The sequence below is a fragment of the Streptomyces sp. NPDC005302 genome, from assembly GCF_040607345.1.
GTDB lineage: Bacteria > Actinomycetota > Actinomycetes > Streptomycetales > Streptomycetaceae > Streptomyces.
Genome location: NZ_JBEXGN010000012.1, coordinates 156262 through 171983, shown reverse-complemented (window position 1 = coordinate 171983; position 15722 = coordinate 156262). Strand labels below are relative to the sequence as shown.

The 15722-nt window shown below is 75.7% G+C and carries 13 protein-coding genes; 10 read left to right on the top strand and 3 right to left on the bottom strand.

What is annotated here, in order from left to right:
- Nucleotides 1–6 precede the first annotated feature (6 nt).
- Genes ABZT74_RS20135 through ABZT74_RS20100 form a run of 8 tightly spaced genes read left to right on the top strand, consistent with a single transcriptional unit; the run spans nucleotide 7 to nucleotide 10327 of the window.
- Nucleotides 7–717, top strand: coding sequence for a class I SAM-dependent methyltransferase (locus ABZT74_RS20135; protein ID WP_356175337.1), 711 nt, complete (start codon nucleotides 7–9; stop codon nucleotides 715–717).
- On the top strand, nucleotides 714–5477 hold the full coding sequence (locus ABZT74_RS20130) for an alpha-(1->3)-arabinofuranosyltransferase family protein (RefSeq protein ID WP_356175334.1): 4764 nt from the start codon (nucleotides 714–716) through the stop codon (nucleotides 5475–5477). Before ABZT74_RS20135 ends, ABZT74_RS20130 begins: the two co-directional genes overlap by 4 nt.
- Nucleotides 5474–6979 carry a condensation protein gene (locus tag ABZT74_RS20125; RefSeq protein WP_356175201.1) on the top strand — a complete coding sequence of 502 codons (1506 nt, stop codon included), beginning with the start codon at nucleotides 5474–5476 and terminating at the stop codon, nucleotides 6977–6979. Before ABZT74_RS20130 ends, ABZT74_RS20125 begins: the two co-directional genes overlap by 4 nt.
- Nucleotides 6976–7749 (top strand): class I SAM-dependent methyltransferase, encoded by a 774-nt coding sequence (locus tag ABZT74_RS20120; protein ID WP_355863679.1) that lies wholly within the window; start codon nucleotides 6976–6978, stop codon nucleotides 7747–7749. Before ABZT74_RS20125 ends, ABZT74_RS20120 begins: the two co-directional genes overlap by 4 nt.
- Nucleotides 7750–7763: 14 nt before the next feature.
- A complete protein-coding gene (locus tag ABZT74_RS20115) occupies nucleotides 7764–8669 on the top strand; it encodes a hypothetical protein (RefSeq protein ID WP_356436648.1) in 906 nt (301 codons plus the stop codon).
- Nucleotides 8666–8893, top strand: coding sequence for a Trm112 family protein (locus tag ABZT74_RS20110; protein ID WP_355863676.1), 228 nt, complete (start codon nucleotides 8666–8668; stop codon nucleotides 8891–8893). Before ABZT74_RS20115 ends, ABZT74_RS20110 begins: the two co-directional genes overlap by 4 nt.
- The gene (locus ABZT74_RS20105; RefSeq protein ID WP_356436555.1) at nucleotides 8890–9795 is read left to right on the top strand and encodes an FkbM family methyltransferase; all 906 of its coding nucleotides are present in this window, start codon (nucleotides 8890–8892) and stop codon (nucleotides 9793–9795) included. The genes ABZT74_RS20110 and ABZT74_RS20105 overlap by 4 nt, the downstream gene beginning before the upstream one ends.
- A complete protein-coding gene (locus ABZT74_RS20100; protein ID WP_356436551.1) occupies nucleotides 9701–10327 on the top strand; it encodes a hypothetical protein in 627 nt (208 codons plus the stop codon). Before ABZT74_RS20105 ends, ABZT74_RS20100 begins: the two co-directional genes overlap by 95 nt.
- On the opposite strand, the gene ABZT74_RS20095 is transcribed toward ABZT74_RS20100, so the two are convergent.
- From ABZT74_RS20095 to ABZT74_RS20085, 3 genes are all read right to left on the bottom strand, one after another.
- Entirely contained in the window at nucleotides 10321–11199 is an 879-nt protein-coding gene (locus ABZT74_RS20095) for a hypothetical protein (RefSeq protein ID WP_356436548.1), read from the bottom strand. The two genes, ABZT74_RS20100 and ABZT74_RS20095, sit on opposite strands and share 7 nt — an antisense overlap.
- A gap of 188 nt (nucleotides 11200–11387) precedes the next feature.
- Nucleotides 11388–12041, bottom strand: coding sequence for a toxin-antitoxin system, toxin component (locus ABZT74_RS20090; protein WP_356436545.1), 654 nt, complete (start codon nucleotides 12039–12041; stop codon nucleotides 11388–11390).
- Entirely contained in the window at nucleotides 12038–12334 is a 297-nt protein-coding gene (locus ABZT74_RS20085) for a hypothetical protein (protein ID WP_356436542.1), read from the bottom strand. Before ABZT74_RS20085 ends, ABZT74_RS20090 begins: the two co-directional genes overlap by 4 nt.
- A 238-nt stretch (nucleotides 12335–12572) precedes the next feature.
- Between ABZT74_RS20085 and ABZT74_RS20080 the strand changes: the two genes are divergently transcribed.
- Both ABZT74_RS20080 and ABZT74_RS20075 read left to right on the top strand, forming a co-directional pair.
- Nucleotides 12573–14117: an acyl-CoA synthetase gene (locus ABZT74_RS20080; RefSeq protein WP_356436539.1), complete on the top strand. Its 1545-nt coding sequence runs from the start codon at nucleotides 12573–12575 to the stop codon at nucleotides 14115–14117.
- Nucleotides 14110–15495, top strand: a complete 1386-nt coding sequence (locus ABZT74_RS20075) for a carboxyl transferase domain-containing protein (protein WP_356436536.1) — start codon at nucleotides 14110–14112, stop codon at nucleotides 15493–15495. The genes ABZT74_RS20080 and ABZT74_RS20075 overlap by 8 nt, the downstream gene beginning before the upstream one ends.
- Nucleotides 15496–15722 lie beyond the last annotated feature (227 nt).

Below are 15722 nucleotides of genomic sequence, written 5' to 3'. Positions count from 1 at the left end.
CCCTCCCTGCGCCGTTCCCTCGCCCTGTTCCGGGCCTTCCTGCACGAGCAGGACGACCCCGCCGCCTGCTACGCGCTGCTCGCCCGCGACGCGGCCGACCAGGTCGAGGCGGTGTACGGGGCCGTCGACGGCCGGACCGTGGTGGACGTCGGGGGCGGCGGCGGCTACTTCACCGAGGAGTTCCGGCGGCGCGGCGCCCACGCCTACCTCTTCGAGCCGGACGTACGGGAGTTGGGGGCGAAGCCGGCCGGCGGGGCCGTCGTCGCGGACGGCTATCTGCTGCCGCTCGCGGACGGGGTCGCCGACGTCTGCTTCTCCTCCAACGTCCTGGAGCACGTGGCCGATCCGCAGACCTTCCTCAGCGAGATGGTCCGCGTGACCCGCCCGGACGGACTGATCTACGTCGCGTTCACCAACTGGCTGTCCCCGTGGGGCGGTCACGAGTGGGCGCCCTGGCACTACTTCGGCGCCGAGCGGGCCCGCGCCCGCTACCGGCGCCGTACGGGCAGGCCCGCCAAGCACACCCTCGGCGAGAACCTCTTCGCCGTGCACGTCGGCACCACCCTGCGGCAGGTCCGTGCCCGCGACGACGTCACCGTCGTCTCGGCGCGCTCCCGCTACTGGCCCTTCCTCGCGGAAGCCGTCACCAAGGCACCGGGGCTGCGCGAGTTCGCCACCTGGAACCTCCTCCTCATCCTCCGGCGGTGTCCACCATGACGAGCACGGTCCAGGCTCCTCCCCCGGCAGCCGTCCGCCCCGCAGCAGGCGCGTCCGGACCCCCGGAGGGGCCCCGCTCACGCCGGTGGCTGCTGGGGTTCTGGGCCGTGGTGTTCGCGCTGTTCCTCGCCGTGCACCCCGGGCGGGCGACCTTCGACACCAAGCTCGGGGTGTCGCAGGATCCCTGGCAGTTCCTGTCCGACCTGGGCCGGCTGTGGCACGACCGGGGCGGCTTCGGCGGCATCCAGGACCAGTACGTCGGCTACGCCTGGCCGATGCTGCCGTACTACGGGCTGTGCCGGCTGGTCCAGCTGCCGGTGTGGCTGGCGGAGCGGCTGTGGCTGTCGATCGTGGTGTCGGTGGCCTTCTGGGGGGCGCTCCGGCTGGCCGAGCGGCTGGGGACCGGCAGCCGCGCGTCCCGGCTGCTCGCCGCCGTCGCGTACGCGCTGTGGCCGGTGTTCACCGTCGTCGTCGGGTCGACCTCCGCGGCCGCGCTCCCCGGCGCCTTCCTCCCCTGGGTGCTGCTGCCGCTCACCGACGCACGCCGCACCGCCCGGGTCGCGGCCCTGCGCTCGGCGCTCGTCGTGCCCTTCATGGGCGGGGTGAACGCCGCGGCCACCCTCGCGTCGCTGCTTCCCGTCGGGCTCTATCTGCTGTCGCGGCCGCGCGGGCGCCGGCAGCGGAGACTCATCGGCTGGTGGGTGCCGGGCGTGATCCTCGCGACGGCCTGGTGGTGGATCGCGCTGCTGCTGCTCGGCGCGTACGGCGAGAACTTCCTCCCGTACATCGAGACGTCGCAGACGACGACGGCCACCATGTCGGCCACCGAGTCGCTGCGCGGCGCGGGCAACTGGGTGGCCTACCTGCACTTCGGGGAGGCCTGGCTGCCGGCCGGCTGGTCCGTGGCGTCCTCCGTGGTCGTGATCGTCTGCTCGGCGCTCGCGGCGGGGCTCGGGCTCGCGGGTCTGGCGCGACGGGACCTGCCCGAACGCCGGTGGCTCGTGCTGACGGTGCTGTCGGTCGTACTCATCACCTGTGCCGGGTACGGCGGTTCGTTCGGGGCGCCCTTCCACGGCGTGGCCCAGGACTGGCTGAACGGCTGGCTCGTCCCCTTCCGCAACATCTACAAGTTCCAGACCGGTCTCGCCCTCGCCCTCGTCCTCGGCCTCGCGCATCTGGTGGGGGTCGCCACCCGGACGCGCGGTGCCCGGCCGGTGCGCGGCAGACGTCTCGCCCCGCTGATCGCGGCGGTCCTCGTGCTGCCCGGCCTCGCCTGGCCGTACCTCAACGGGGCGATCCTTCAGCCGGGTTCGTTCCGGGAGCTGCCGCGGTACTGGCACACCACCGCCGACTGGCTGGAGAAGTACTCGCCCGACTCCCGCGCCCTCGTCGTCCCCGCCACCGCGCACGGCATCTACACGTGGGGCTCCCCCATCGACGAACCCCTCGACGTGCTCGCCGACTCCCGATGGGCCGAGCGGGACTACGTGCCCTTCGGCACCCCGGGCAACCGGCGCGCCATGGACGCGGTCGAGCAGGCCCTGCTCACCGGCGGCGACGTCCCGGGGCTGGCGGACTACCTGAGCCGGGCCGGTCTGTACTACGTCGTGGTCCGCAACGACCTCGACCCCGACCAGCTCGGCTACGTCCCGACCGCGACGGTGAAGCGGACCCTGGAACAGTCGGGCTACCAGCGGGTCACCGGGTTCGGGCCGGTGACGACCGGCGGGCGGATCGCGAACGACACCCCGCTCCAGGTCGAGGGACTCTACCCGCGGCAGCGCGCCGTGGAGATCTACGAGCCGGCCGACGAGGCGGTGCCCCGGCCCGGGCAGGCCGGGCTGAAGCCGATCGCGGACACCGCCGTGGTCTCCGGCGGTCCCGAGGCGCTGCTCCCGCTCGCCGCCGACCCGGCGGTCCGGGGCCGTGCGGCCGTGCTGACCGGCGACAACCATCCCGGGCTCGGCACCGCGGGCGTGCAGATCGTGGGGGACGGGCTGCGGCGCGCCGACACCCGTTTCGGTCTGGTCGACGCGAACACCTCGTACACGTACACGCGCGACCAGCGCAACGACAGCGACAGTGTGCAGGACCCGGGGCGCGCGCCCCGGCAGATCCTGCCGACCGACGGCGTCGGGCACCAGACCGTCGCGGAACTGCGGGGCGCCCGGTCCGTCACCGCGTCGTCCAGCGGCAACTGGCTGTTCCATCTCCCGCAGTACGACCCGGTGAACGCCTTCGACGGCAACCCGGACACGGCGTGGGCGGAGGGCGCGGCCGGGTCGGCGAACGGGCAGTGGCTGCGGATCCGCTTCGACGGCTCCGTCGACGTGCCCGCCTCGTTCGACGTGATCCCGCTGCCGCAGGACGGTGTGCGCTCGGCGGCGACCCGGGTCAGGGTGGAGACGGAGAAGGGCTCCGCGTCCAGCTATCTCCTGCCCGACGGCAGGAAGCAGACCGTCAAGGCCCCGCCGGGGTCGACGAGTTGGCTGCGGATCACGATCACCGGATCGACCGCGCGGCGCGCCGGGCTCACCGGCGCGGGCTTCTCCGAGATCGGCCTCCCCGACGTGCGGGTGACCCGGCTGCTGCGGCTGCCCACGGACGCCGCCGGCGCGGACGCGACCTCCGAGATCGTCTCCCTGCACCGCTCCACCGACCCGACCGGGCTCTCCCCGACGGGCACCGAGGCGGGCCTGCACCGTGCCTTCTCGACCTCGACGGCGGGCACGTACACGCTGAAGGCGAGTGCCGTCCCCGTACCGGGCGCGGAACTCGACAAGCTGCTCTACGAGGTCGCGCCCGAGCAGCAGGGCCGGATCACGGCGACGGCGGATTCGACGTCGCGGCTCGGCGCGGGCGTGTCGGCGCGCAACCTCACCGACGGCGACCTGACGACGGCGTGGATCGCGGGCTCCGATCCGACGATCCATCTGAGCTGGCCGGGCAAGCAGCCGGTCTCCGCTGTCGTGCTGGCACCGGCGGGCGGTCTTTCGACCCGCCCGACGAAGGTCGAGATCAGTTCCCCGGACGGCGCGGCGGTCGTCGGGGTCGACGAGAACGGCTGGGCCCGCTTCGACACGATCACCACCGACCACCTCGACATCAGGGTGACCGGCACGGCCCGGCTCACCGTCCACAACCCCGTCGCCGGCGCCGGTCTGCGGCTGCCGGTCGGCCTCACCGAGGTGTACGTGCCGGGCCTCGACCAGTACCGCACCCCGCGGCCCGCCGGCACCCGCCCCTTCTCCCTGCCCTGCGGCAGGGGCCCGGTCGTGGCGGTCGACGGGAAGCTGTACGAGACGAGCGCGCAAGGGACCGTTCGGGACCTCATGGAACGCCGTCCCGTGGAGGTGACGCTCTGCCAGGAGGGGCGTGAGGGCGGTGACCTGAGCCTTTCGGAGGGTTCGCACCGGGTGGAGGCGGGCGACGGGGGGCCGCTCGCCGTGACGGACGTGACCCTGACCCGCGGGACCCCCGAGGAGGCCGGCAGCACGGAGCGGGGTCTGCGGATACGGGACTGGCTGGGCGACCGCCGCGAGGTGACGGTCGGCTCGGGCGCGGCCTCGTACCTGACGACGTACGAGAACTTCAACGACGGCTGGAAGGCCACTCTGGGCGGCAAGGAGCTGACCCCGGTACGGCTCGACGGCTGGCAGCAGGGCTGGCGGATCCCGTCCGGCGCGGGCGGCACGGTCACCCTGTCGTACGAGCCCGCAACGATGTACGAGGCGGGGCTGATCGCCGGCGGCGTCGGCATCCTGGTGCTCGTGGGCCTGGTGGTGTGGGGCCGTCGGACGCCCGGTCCCGACGAGCCGCAGCCGGTGCCGCCCGCACCGGGCATCTGGCTGGGCCTGGTCGCCCTCACCCTGGTCGGCGTCGTGATCGCGGGCTTCTTCGCCCTGCTGGTCCCGGCCCTCGCGCTGCTCGTCCGGCGCCGGCACACGCTCCTGGTCCCGATCGCGTTCCTCGCGCTCGCCGGGGCCGGTGCCGCCGCCGCGACGGGCGCGGGCTCGCCCCCTTCGGCGGGCGAGGGGGCGTTCGGCGGCGCCGCCCAACTGCTGGCCCTGATCGGCCTGTTCGCCGGCCTGGTCGGCGTGGCTGAGTCACGGGCGCGGGGCGTGCCGGCCACGCCCGGAGCGGCACCGGACCCCGCGCCTGCCCCGACGGCTCCGCTGCCCCGCCGGGAACGCGACGGGTCCCACGGTCCGCGCACCCTCCCGGCGGGCTTCAGGGCCCGCCGGGGAGCGGACCTGTCGAAACGGGAGCACCCCGATGCGGGGCCGGGCGGGGAGCGGCCCGCCGATCCGGAGGCCGAAGCGGGGGGTGCGGCCGGACCGGCCGGTGTGTCCGGCGCCCTCCCTCCATCCCGTACGTCCGGTGCGGGCGCCGCGGAAGTCCGGCCGGAGAAGGGCGCGCCCGGCGACGCCCATCACGAACTCCGGTCCGGAGACGGCGAGTCAGAGGCAGCGGACGCCGAAGTCATGCGCGTTCAAAGGCAGTCCGGGGAGCTCCCGTCCGAAGGGGCCGCCGGTTCGCCGGAGTCCGGGCGCTCCGAGCCCCGAGCGCGCACCCGGTCGGAGGAGCCCGGGATCGTCGCCGGGCCCACCGTGTCCGCGCGCGGGCCCGAACCGCTGCGGCGCGAGGACGATCCGGCGGGGGCACGGACCGCGCTCCGCGGACCGATCCGCGCGCCGGGGCGGCGGGCCGCGCTTCCCGAAAGGTTCCGGAAGGACCAGGGCAAGGAGCCGACCTCATGACCACGGTGGACCATCCCGCACGCGACGGCACGGGCGGCCCCGCGGGGCGCCCGACGCGCGTTCCGTTCCCGGTGGTGGACGAGGTCGCCCGGCACTGCCTCCAGGAGGCCGAGCCGGAGACCGTCCACATCGAGATCCATCTCCCGGGTCCGCTCGACCGGGACCGGCTGACGGCCGCGTTCACCGAGGCGCTGCGCCGCCACCCGCGGGTGCTGATGCGCGAGGCCCCGGGACGGTGGTACCGCCGCCGTTACGAATGGGAGCTGACCCCGGAGCCGGACACGGCAGTGGTGTCCTTCGCGCCGCCCGGCCGGGACTCCCTGCGGGCCGCGCGGACCAGGTGCCTGGAGGCGGCCCCGCCCCTGTCGGCGTCACCGCCCGTCCGCCTGGAAGTGGTGGAGGACGCGGGTCCGGCGGTGGGGAGCGGGGCGACGGACGCCGTGGGCGTCCCCGGCCGCGAGCACGCCCAGGACAGCGGCGGCACGGGCCCGCTGCCGCGGGGGGCGGGCCCCGGCCGCCAGGACACCGGCGGTGCGGGCGCGGGCGCCGGTCCCGGTGCCCCCGACGACGTCGGCGCGAGCAGCCGCGCGGGCACCGGCACGGTCCTCTTCCTCACCATCAACCACACCGCCCTGGACGGCCCCGCCTGTCTCCGGGTGCTCGCCACAGCGGCGGAACTGTACGGCGGCCGGGACAACACCCCGGCCGCGCCGCCCGTGCGCCCTCCGGACGCCGTCGAGCCCGGTGACGGAGACAGCCCGTCCGTGTGGACGCCGCCCGCCCGGGTCGCCCCCGGTGTCCCCGAGTCCACTCCGGGCAACGGCCTGATCGTCACCGAACTCGCCGTACCGCGCCGCCCCCAGGGCTCTCCGTACACGGTCAACGACCAGCTGATGGCCGCCACCGCGCTGACGGTCGCCCACTGGAACCGCGAACACGGCGCGCGGCCACGGCCGTTGCGCATCACGATGCCGGTGGACGACCGGCCGCGCGGCGCGGACATGCCGATCGGCAACGGGACCCGGCTGGTGGAGGTCACGTTCGCCCCCGCGGAGGTGGACGCCTCCCGCATGGGCGAGCTGCTGCGCCGCACCGCCCGGCGCACGCGCGCCCTGAAGGCGGCCGACCGGCCACAACTCGGGCACGGAGCGGCCTTGTTGACCTCGCCGGTCGTTCCGGTGGCCTGGCGGGCCGCGGTCACCCGGGGGCTGCGCAGGGCGGCCGGCCCGTGGACCTCGACCTGCCTGCTCAGCAACATCGGCCGCATCCCGTACGCCCTGGACTTCGGTGAGGAGGCCGGCCGTGCCCGGGCCGTCTGGTTCTCGGCGCCCGCCCGTACACCCCGCGGACTGACCGTCACGACCGCGTCCACCGCGGGGCGCCTGCACGTCTCGCTGCGCTGGTCGCGTTCGCTGCTCGGCCACGGCGACGGAGCCCACCTCCGCGACCTCTTCGAGCACTACCTGCACGCGACCGAGGAGACGGAGGCGAGCGGCCGATGACGACCCGCGCCCGGTCGGCGGAACCCGCCCCGGCCACCGCCGCACCGCACCGCCGCACCGGCGGACTCCGGGACTTCTACGAGGACCCGGCCGTCCCCGTCGCCTCCGGTACCGCGCGCACCCTGCGCCAGGCGCGGATGCTGGCCACGGCGCTCGGCCCGGCCACCTCGGGCGCGCGGACCGTGCTCGACATCGGCTGCGGCGACGGCACCGCCGCCCAGGCCGCGGCCCCGCTGCTCGCCGGGCACCGGGTGGTCGGCGTCGACTGGTCGCAGGACGCCCTGCGCCGGGCCCGCACCCGCGTCCCGTACGCGGTCCGCGGTGAACTCACGGGCGGTGGACTGCCGTTCGCCCCGGCGTCGGCGGACGCCGTGCTGTTCAGCGAGGTCGTCGAGCATCTCGTGGACCCGGACGGGGCGCTCGACGAGATCCGCCGGGTGCTGCGCCCCGGCGGGCACCTGATGCTGTCCACCCCGAACCTCGCCGCCTGGTACAACCGCGGGCTGCTGCTCGCCGGGATCCAGCCCGTGTTCTCCGAGGTGAGCCTGCGGGCCGTGCACGGCCGTCCCGGGCGGGAGGTCGTGGGTCATCTGCGGCTCTACACGGCCCGCGCGCTCCGGGAGTTCGTCGCCGCGTCGGGCTTCGAGGTCGTCCGGCTCGCGGGCGCCCCCTTCCACGGCGTACCGCGCCCGCTGCGTCCGCTGGACCGGCTGGCCTGTGCCGCGCCGTCGCTGTCCTCGATCCTGCTGCTGCACGCGCGAAGGACGTAGCCATGGTGTGGGGAGTGATCGCGGCGCTGCTCGCGAACGTGCTGTACAGCGGCGGATTCGTGCTGGAGAAGCGGGCGTTGGGCGCCCTGCCCGAGGTGGACTTCCGACGGCCCGCCCGGCTGCTGCGGCTGGTGCTCGGCAGCCCGCTGTGGATCGGCGGCTCGCTCGCGCTGGCCGCCGGGTTCGCCGCGCAGCTCGCCGTGTACCGCACCCTGCCGATCGCCGCCGCCCAGGGCATCTTCGTCTCCGGGCTCGTGCTGCTCGTGCTGCTCTCCTCCCGGCTGCTCGGCGAGCGGACCACGAGCCGGGAACGGTACGCGCTCGCAGCGATCCTGCTCGCCCTGCTGATGGTCGTGCTGTCCCTGCGCGAGGGCGCGGACACGGTGAGCCGCAGCGCTCCCGCCCCGCTGGTCCTCACCGTCTGCCTGCCGTCGCTCGCCCTGGGCGTGTGGCTGTACGGGCGGGCGGAGCGGCGCTCCCGGGAACCGCGCCGCGCACCGCCCAGCGGCGTCGCGTACGGGGTCGCGGTGGGCCTGTTGTACGGGGTGAGTTCGCTCGCCGTGAAGGGAGTGTCGAGCCGGCTGACGACCCACGACCCGACCGGCGCGGCCGTCGGCCTGCTGCGCTCCCCGTACCCCTATCTCCTGCTCTTCACGGGCGCGTTCGGCCTGGTCATGTCGCAGGCGGCGCTGCAGCGCTGCCGGGCGTCACTGATCGTGCCGGTCTGCACGACCGTGAGCTGTCTGTTCACGGCGGTGCTCGGCACCCTCACGTTCGGCGAGGCGCTGCCGCACGATCCGGTCCGGCTCACCCTGCGGCTGGCCGGCACCGTCCTCGCGGTGGCCGTCCTGCTCGCCATGCCCCAGCAGGACGCGGTGCCGCACACCCCTCTCGGCGCCAAGGAGCTGACACCCCCATGAACCCCGACGACCCGCTGCTGAGGATCCTCGCCTGCCCCCTCGACAAGGGGCCCCTGCACCTGCTTCCGCCCGACGAGGAGCGGCGGGTGGAGGAGTCGCTCTACAACCCGCGTCTGCGCCGCCGCTATCCGGTCGTGGACGGCATCCCCCAGCTGCTGCCGTCCTCCGGGCAGCAGGTGACGGAGGACGAACACCGGGAACTGCTGCGGCGGATGACCCCGTGAGCGGATCCGCGGCCGGCCGCACGGACCGGACCCTCGCCGCGCGCGTCGCCCCCTTCGTGCCCACCCGGCTCGTCGCGGCGGCGGCCCGGTTCGTCTACCCGCGCTTCGAACCCGAGCTGGCCCGGCTCGCCGACCTCTGCCCGCCGGACTGCGGCACGGCGGTGGACGTGGGCGGCTGGTACGGCCCCTGGACGCACCGTCTCGCCGGCCGGGCACGCCGCGTGGTGACCGTGGAACCCGTACCGCACCTGGCCAGGCTCCTCGCGTCGGGCGCCCCGGGCAACGTCAGCGTGGTCGGGGCCGCCGCCTCCGACCACCGGGGCACCGCCCGGCTGTGGCTGCCCGCCGACGACGCCGGTGACCGCGGGGTGTCCTCGCTGGTCCGCCGGGACATCCACGCGCGCGCCCTGGAGGTGCCCTGCCTCACCCTCGACAGCCTGGACCTGTGGGACGTCGGCTTCATCAAGATCGACGTGGACGGCAACGAGCCGGCCGTACTGCGCGGCGCCCGGAACCTGCTGACCCGCGACCGCCCCGCCCTCTTCGTCGAACTGGAGTCCCGGATCCAGCCGGTCGCCCCGGTCGTCGAGCAGCTGGCCGGGCTCGGGTACGCGGGCTGGGTGCTGCCCGGCAGGAACTGGCTGCCGCTCGCCTCCTTCCCGCTGGAGGAGCACCAGGCGCGGACGGCGTACGTCGTCGGGCAGGGGCTGCTGCGCCGGGTGCTGCCGCCGCGCGGTCCCCGGTACGTGAACTCGGTGCTGTTCCTGCCGGACGGCCGGCGTCCGGGCGAGGGGCCGGTGCGCGACGATGGACCGCATGCCGGCCAGACGCCCCACCACCCCGTTCACCCCGCTCGACTTCCAGCTGGTCCTGCTGCGCCGCATGGCCGACCACCAGCCTGACCTGGTCGAGGACGCCCGCCACGCCCTGGGCGTGTCCATCGCCGACATGCGCGAGGCCAACCGCCGCTGGCAGGCGATGCTGCACGCGCCGCGGCAGCGGTCCGCGGCCTCCCGCTACCGGTCGGTCCTCGGCGCCCCGCAGTCCTCGGCGGAACGCCGGATCGGCGATCTGACCTGCGAGGCCCTCCAGTGGCCTGTCCCGCTGTGGCCGACGCTGCGCTTCGAGGTCCTTCTCACCGCGAACGGCGTCGCGTGGAACGAGTGGCTGGTGCGGGCCCCCGGCACCGACGGACCCGCCCTCGGGACCCTGGACGACCTGGCGCCCTGGTCCTGCACGGTCGACGAGGTGGCGCGCGCCTTCGCCCCCGTCCGGCCCCTGGAGGGCACGGCCCCGACCCGCTGGGGGCTGGCGTTCACGGCCCCCGACGCGTCGGGCGTACGCCAACAGTGCGCGGCGGAGTTCACCTGGGGGCTGCTGCAACGGGTGGCCGTGAAGGGCCCCGCGCCCGAACCGGCGCCGCCCGGTCACTGAGCGGCGGCGGCCTCGATGATCGCGTCCACGACGACGGGCAGCGACCGCGGGTGCAGGAAGAGGAACAGGTTGGGCTCGACGAGCTCCAGCTCCATCACCAGGGGCTGTCCGTCGTCACCGTCGACGAGGTCCACGCGCGCGTAGAGCACGGTGTCCGCGCCGCCCGGGACGGCGGCCAGCGCCCGCTCGGCGACGGCCCGTTCGGCAGCCGTGGGCTGCCAGACCTCCAGGCGGGGGTGCGGCGTCTTGGCGCCGTCGTAGGGGGTGCCCCGCTCCAGGACCGCTCCCTTGCGGCTGGCGTGCAGCAGCCGTCCGGCGAAGAACTGCAGGGCCCGCTCGCCCCGGACGTCGATGTTCGCCAGATACGGCTGGACCATCGCGGTCAGCCCCTCGGCGTGCATCCGCGCGAGCTGGCCCACCGCCGTCCCACGCTCCTTCGGCGTGTACCGGGCGGCGTAGCGGGCGCCCGCCCCCGCCGTGGGCTTCACGACGAACTCGTGCCCGTCGGGCAGTTCGACGGGGTCCCCCGGCGCGAGGTAGCGGGTCGGGACGACCGGGACGCCCGCCTCCGCGAGGTCCCCCAGGTACCGCTTGTCCGTGTTCCAGCGCACGACCCGCGCCGGGTTCCGGAGCCGTGTCAGGCCCGCGCACCGCTCGGCCCACTCCACGAACTCGGCCGACCGCCAGCTGTAGTCCCAGGTCGACCGGATCAGCGCCAGGTCGAACGCGGCCCAGTCGGTGTCCGGGTCGTCCCAGTGCACGACGGCGGCCTCGGCACCGGCGTCCTCCAGCGCGTCCCGCAGCACCGCCAGGTCCCGGTCGACGGTGGGCTCCTCGCCCGGGTTGTACGTGACGAGCGCGATACGGGCCACGACGACTCCCCTCCTCGTACGACAGCCGGTGTACGGCCGCGGACGTGCCCGCCGGCACGTCACCTCGGGACGATCCCGCCGCAGGCTAACAACCACCCGCGCCCTCGGGCCAAGCCGATACCGGCCGGCACCTCGGCGCACGCGGGGCCGGTGTCCGTCCACGGAGCGGTGCGGGGGCCGCGCGCCGGTCAGTCCTGGGGGCCGTAGCCCAGCGAGGTGCGGATGGCGCGGCCGACCGGATCGACCGGGCCCCGGCCACCGGGCCGGGTCACCCACGAGCGGAAGACGCTCGCCAGGTGCAGACCGAACTCCTCGGCCCGGGCCTCGTCCGCCTGCCGTGATCCGTCACGGGCGGCGACGGTGAGGGCGAACTCGCGCCGCGGCGGCGCGCCCGCCCCGGTCCAGTCGGGACGGCCCGAGAGAGCGGCGCGCGCGACGGCGGAGGCACCGTCCACGTGGTGGTCGCGGTGCCCTTCCTTCATGTGCCACAGCTCGTGGCCGAGGATGACGAGCTGCTGCACCGTCTCGGCGCGCTCCTCGACGACGACCAGGTCGAAGTCGCCGAACTCCATCCACAGGCCGGTCACTTCGATCTCGTCGGGGAACCGTTCGAAACGGAGCTGGACGGGGCGGCCGGCCCGGCGCCGGCTCATCTCCTCGCACAGCGCCCGCGCCAGCTCCCGTACGTCGACGGGGGCGTCGATCCTGCGCCGGAGCACCCGGCCGAGTTCCACCGCGAGCGCCCGCGTCTCGGAGCGGGCGCCCCGCGGGCGCAGCGCGGTCAGCAGCCGTCCGACAGCGCCCGCCGGACGCGGCCTGATCCGCGGCCCCTGCCGCGTCATCGGGCCGCCCCCTCGCCGCCCGGCGGGCCGGGCACGCGGGTCGCGCGCGGGACGGCGTCCCGCCCGAACGGCGCGCGGGCCCGGTCCCCGGTCCGGCCGCCCACCGCTCCGCCCGCCCGGACGTCGCGCACCGGCCCGGCCGCCCGTACCGTCCCCGGCCGGTCCGCGGGCGGAGCCGTCCGGGGCGAGGGGGCGTACGGGACGAGGGCGTCGCCCCGGTCCTGGCCCTGCCCGGCGGTCGGCGCGTCGAGGCGTTCGCGGGTCTCGGGACGGGGTGGCGGGGACTGACTCACCAAAGGGCTCCCGGCAGTTGACTCATCAAGTTGTCACGCCCGGCCGACACTACGGGGCCCGGTCCCTCGGCGCCACGGTTCCCGGACGATCGCGCCGGCCTCCCGGGCGATCGTCACGGCGTCCGCACCCGCCCTCCACGTCCCCGACGCGGACAGGCGGCCGGCCACCCGCCGCAGGAGCGTCATCGTGTAGGAAGAGGCTGTCCGTCCCGGTGAAGTCTCACGGCAAGGAGTCCTCGTGTTCTCCCTCTTCCCGGCCCTGGTGAGCGGCTCGGTCGCGGACCGGTCCGCGCTGCGCTTCGGTCATCGGTCCCTGACGTACGCGCAACTCGCCGCCTCGGCAGGGGCGCTGGCCGCGCGGCTCGACGGCGTCGGGCGGGTCGCCGTGTGGGCGACCCCGACCCTGGAGACGGCCGTGGGCGTCGTCGCCGCGCTGCTCGCCGGGGTGCCGGCGGTGCCGCTCAACCCGAAGTCGGGCGTCGCGGAACTCGGGCACATCCTCGGGGACAGCGCGCCGTCCCTGGTGCTCGCCGCCCCGGGCGAGACGCTGCCCGCCCCGCTCGCGGCACTGCGCAGGATCGACGTCGAGGTCCCCGGCACCGGAGGCGCCGGCCCGGCAGCGGAGCACGGCTCCTCGGCCCCGGCCGGCACCGGCGGCACCGACGCCTTCGCGTCCGCCGGTTCGGTCACCGACCCCACGGCTGCCGCCCTCGTCGTCTACACCTCCGGGACGACCGGCCCGCCCAAGGGTGCCGTCATCCCGCGCCGGGCGGTCGCCGCGACACTGGACGCGCTCGCCGACGCCTGGCAGTGGACCGGCGACGACGTGCTCGTGCACGGACTGCCCCTGTTCCATGTGCACGGGCTGATCCTCGGCGTCCTCGGCCCGCTGCGGCGCGGCGGGTCCGTACGGCACCTCGGGAGGTTCAGCACCGAGGGCGTGGCGCGGGAACTGAACGCCGGGGCGACCATGCTGTTCGGCGTGCCGACGATGTACCACCGGCTCGCCGGGGACCTCGACGGGAATCCGGAGCTGGCGGCGGCGCTGGGCCGGGCCCGGCTGCTCGTGTCGGGGTCCGCGGCGCTGCCGCTCCACGACCACGAACGGATCGCGGCCGCGACGGGACGCCGGGTCGTCGAGCGGTACGGGATGACGGAGACGCTGATGAACACCAGCGTGCGGGCGGACACGGAAGGGCGGCCCGGCACGGTGGGCGTTCCGCTGCCCGGCGTCGGGCTGCGGCTCGTCGAGGAGGACGGGACGACGATCGCCGGTTACGAGGCCGACGGCACCCCGACGGGCGCGTACGACGGAACGAGCGTGGGCGAGATCCAGGTGCGCGGGCCGAACCTGTTCAGCGAGTACCTGCACCGGCCGGACGCGACGGCCGCCGCGTACACCGCGGACGGCTGGTTCCGTACGGGCGACATGGCGGTCCTCGACCCCGACGGCGCCGTGCGGATCGTCGGCCGCAAGGCCACCGACCTGATCAAGAGCGGCGGCTACAAGATCGGCGCGGGGGAGATCGAGAACGCGCTTCTCGACCACCCGGGCGTGCGTGAGGCGGCTGTCGCCGCGGAGCCCGACGCCGACCTCGGGGAGCGGGTCGCCGCCTGGGTCGTGCCGGCCGACCCTGGGCGTCCGCCGTCCTCCGAGGAGCTGGCCGATCACGTGGCCCGCAGCCTCGCGCCGCACAAGCGGCCGCGCACGGTGCGGTTCCTGGACGAGCTGCCCCGCAACGACATGGGCAAGATCCTGAAGCGGGAGCTGCCCCGTGACTGACCGCTTCTCGGCCCGCGAGGCCATCGCCCAGGTCACCGACAGCTTCGCCGAACTCCCGCCCCCCGAGGGGAAGTCCGGCCCGGACGGCCCCCTGTCCTGGGAGGGGTACGACGCGGCGCGGGCCCGCGCGGCCGACCGCACGGGCGAGGAGGAGTCCGTCGTCTGCGGCACGGCGACGTTCGGGACGGCGAGCTTCGGCACGACGACCGACGGCAGGGAGCCGCTCGGCCCCGTCACCGCCGTCCTCGTCGCCTTCGAGTTCGGCTTCCTCGGCGGTTCCCTCGGCGAACGCACCGGGGCCCGTCTGGAGGCGGCCCACGAGCATGCCCGCGCCCACGGGCTGCCCGTCGTCTCGCTCGTCGCCACCGGCGGCAGCCGGATGCAGGAGGGCATGGTCGCGCTGACCCAACTCCAGCGTGTGGCACGGCAGTCGGAGCTCACCCGGGAGGCCGGCCTCCCGCAGGTCGCCGTCGTGCGCGATCCGACGACGGGCGGCGGCTGGGCCACGCTCGGCGCGGGCGCCGACATCACCCTGGCGCTGCCCGGGGCGCAGGTCGCCTTCGCCGGCTCCCGGGTCCGGCCGGCCGACGCGGACCCGGCCGCGTACACGGCGCAGGCGCAGCTCGCGTCCGGGTCCCTCGACGCGCTGGTCCCCCGGGAGCTGTTGCGGGAGACGCTCGCCCTCTGGCTGGACCTGCTCGTCAGGCCGTCCGCCGAACCGGCCCCCGTACCGGGCGCGTTGGGCGCAACCGAGCTGCCCGCCACCGGCTGGGACGCGGTGGAACGCGCCCGCGCCGGCGGACGCCCGCGCGCCGACGCCTATCTGGACGCGTACTTCACCCGCCGGACGACGATCGGCGGCGACCGCTGCGGCGGGACCGACGCCGGCATGGTGTGCGGCTTCGGCCGCACGCGCGACGGGCGGACGGTCGCTTTCGCCGCCCAGGGCGGGACGGCGACCCGTCCCGCGGGGTACCGCACCGCCGCCCGGCTGGTCCGGCTGGCGGGCCGGCTCGGCATCCCGGTGCTGACGCTGGTGGACACTCCGGGGGCGGCGAACGACGCGGACGCCGAGCGGCAGGGTGCCGGGCCGGCGATCGCCGACCTGTTCGCCGCGGTCGCGTCCGCCCGGACCCCGGTGACCACGCTGGTGATCGGGGAGGGCGGCTCGGGGGGCGCACTGGCCCTGGCAGCGCCCGGCAACACGTGGGCCACGCCGGACAGTTACTTCTCCGTCATCGCTCCGGAGGCGGCCGCGGCGATCCTCAAGCGGCCCGCCGGCGAGGTCCGCGCGACCGCCGACCAGCTTCGCGTCCGGCCGCAGGACCTGCTGGACCTCGGCGTGATCCGGGGCATCGCGGAGCCCTTGGGAGGCTGAACGGACGGCGGCCGCCGGCTCCCCCCTCCCAAGGGGAACCGACGGCCGCCCGGGGGACCGGCGCCGCGTCCCTCCTGCGCGGAGGGACCGGGATGCCGAGGTCGCCCGTTCCGTGGGCCGGCCGTGGGGGGGGGGCCGGGGGGGGGGGGGGGCGCCCCCCCCCGGGCCCCCCCCCCCCCCCCCCCCCCCCAACAACAGGGGGGGCCGGGCCCCCCGGGCCGGCCCAG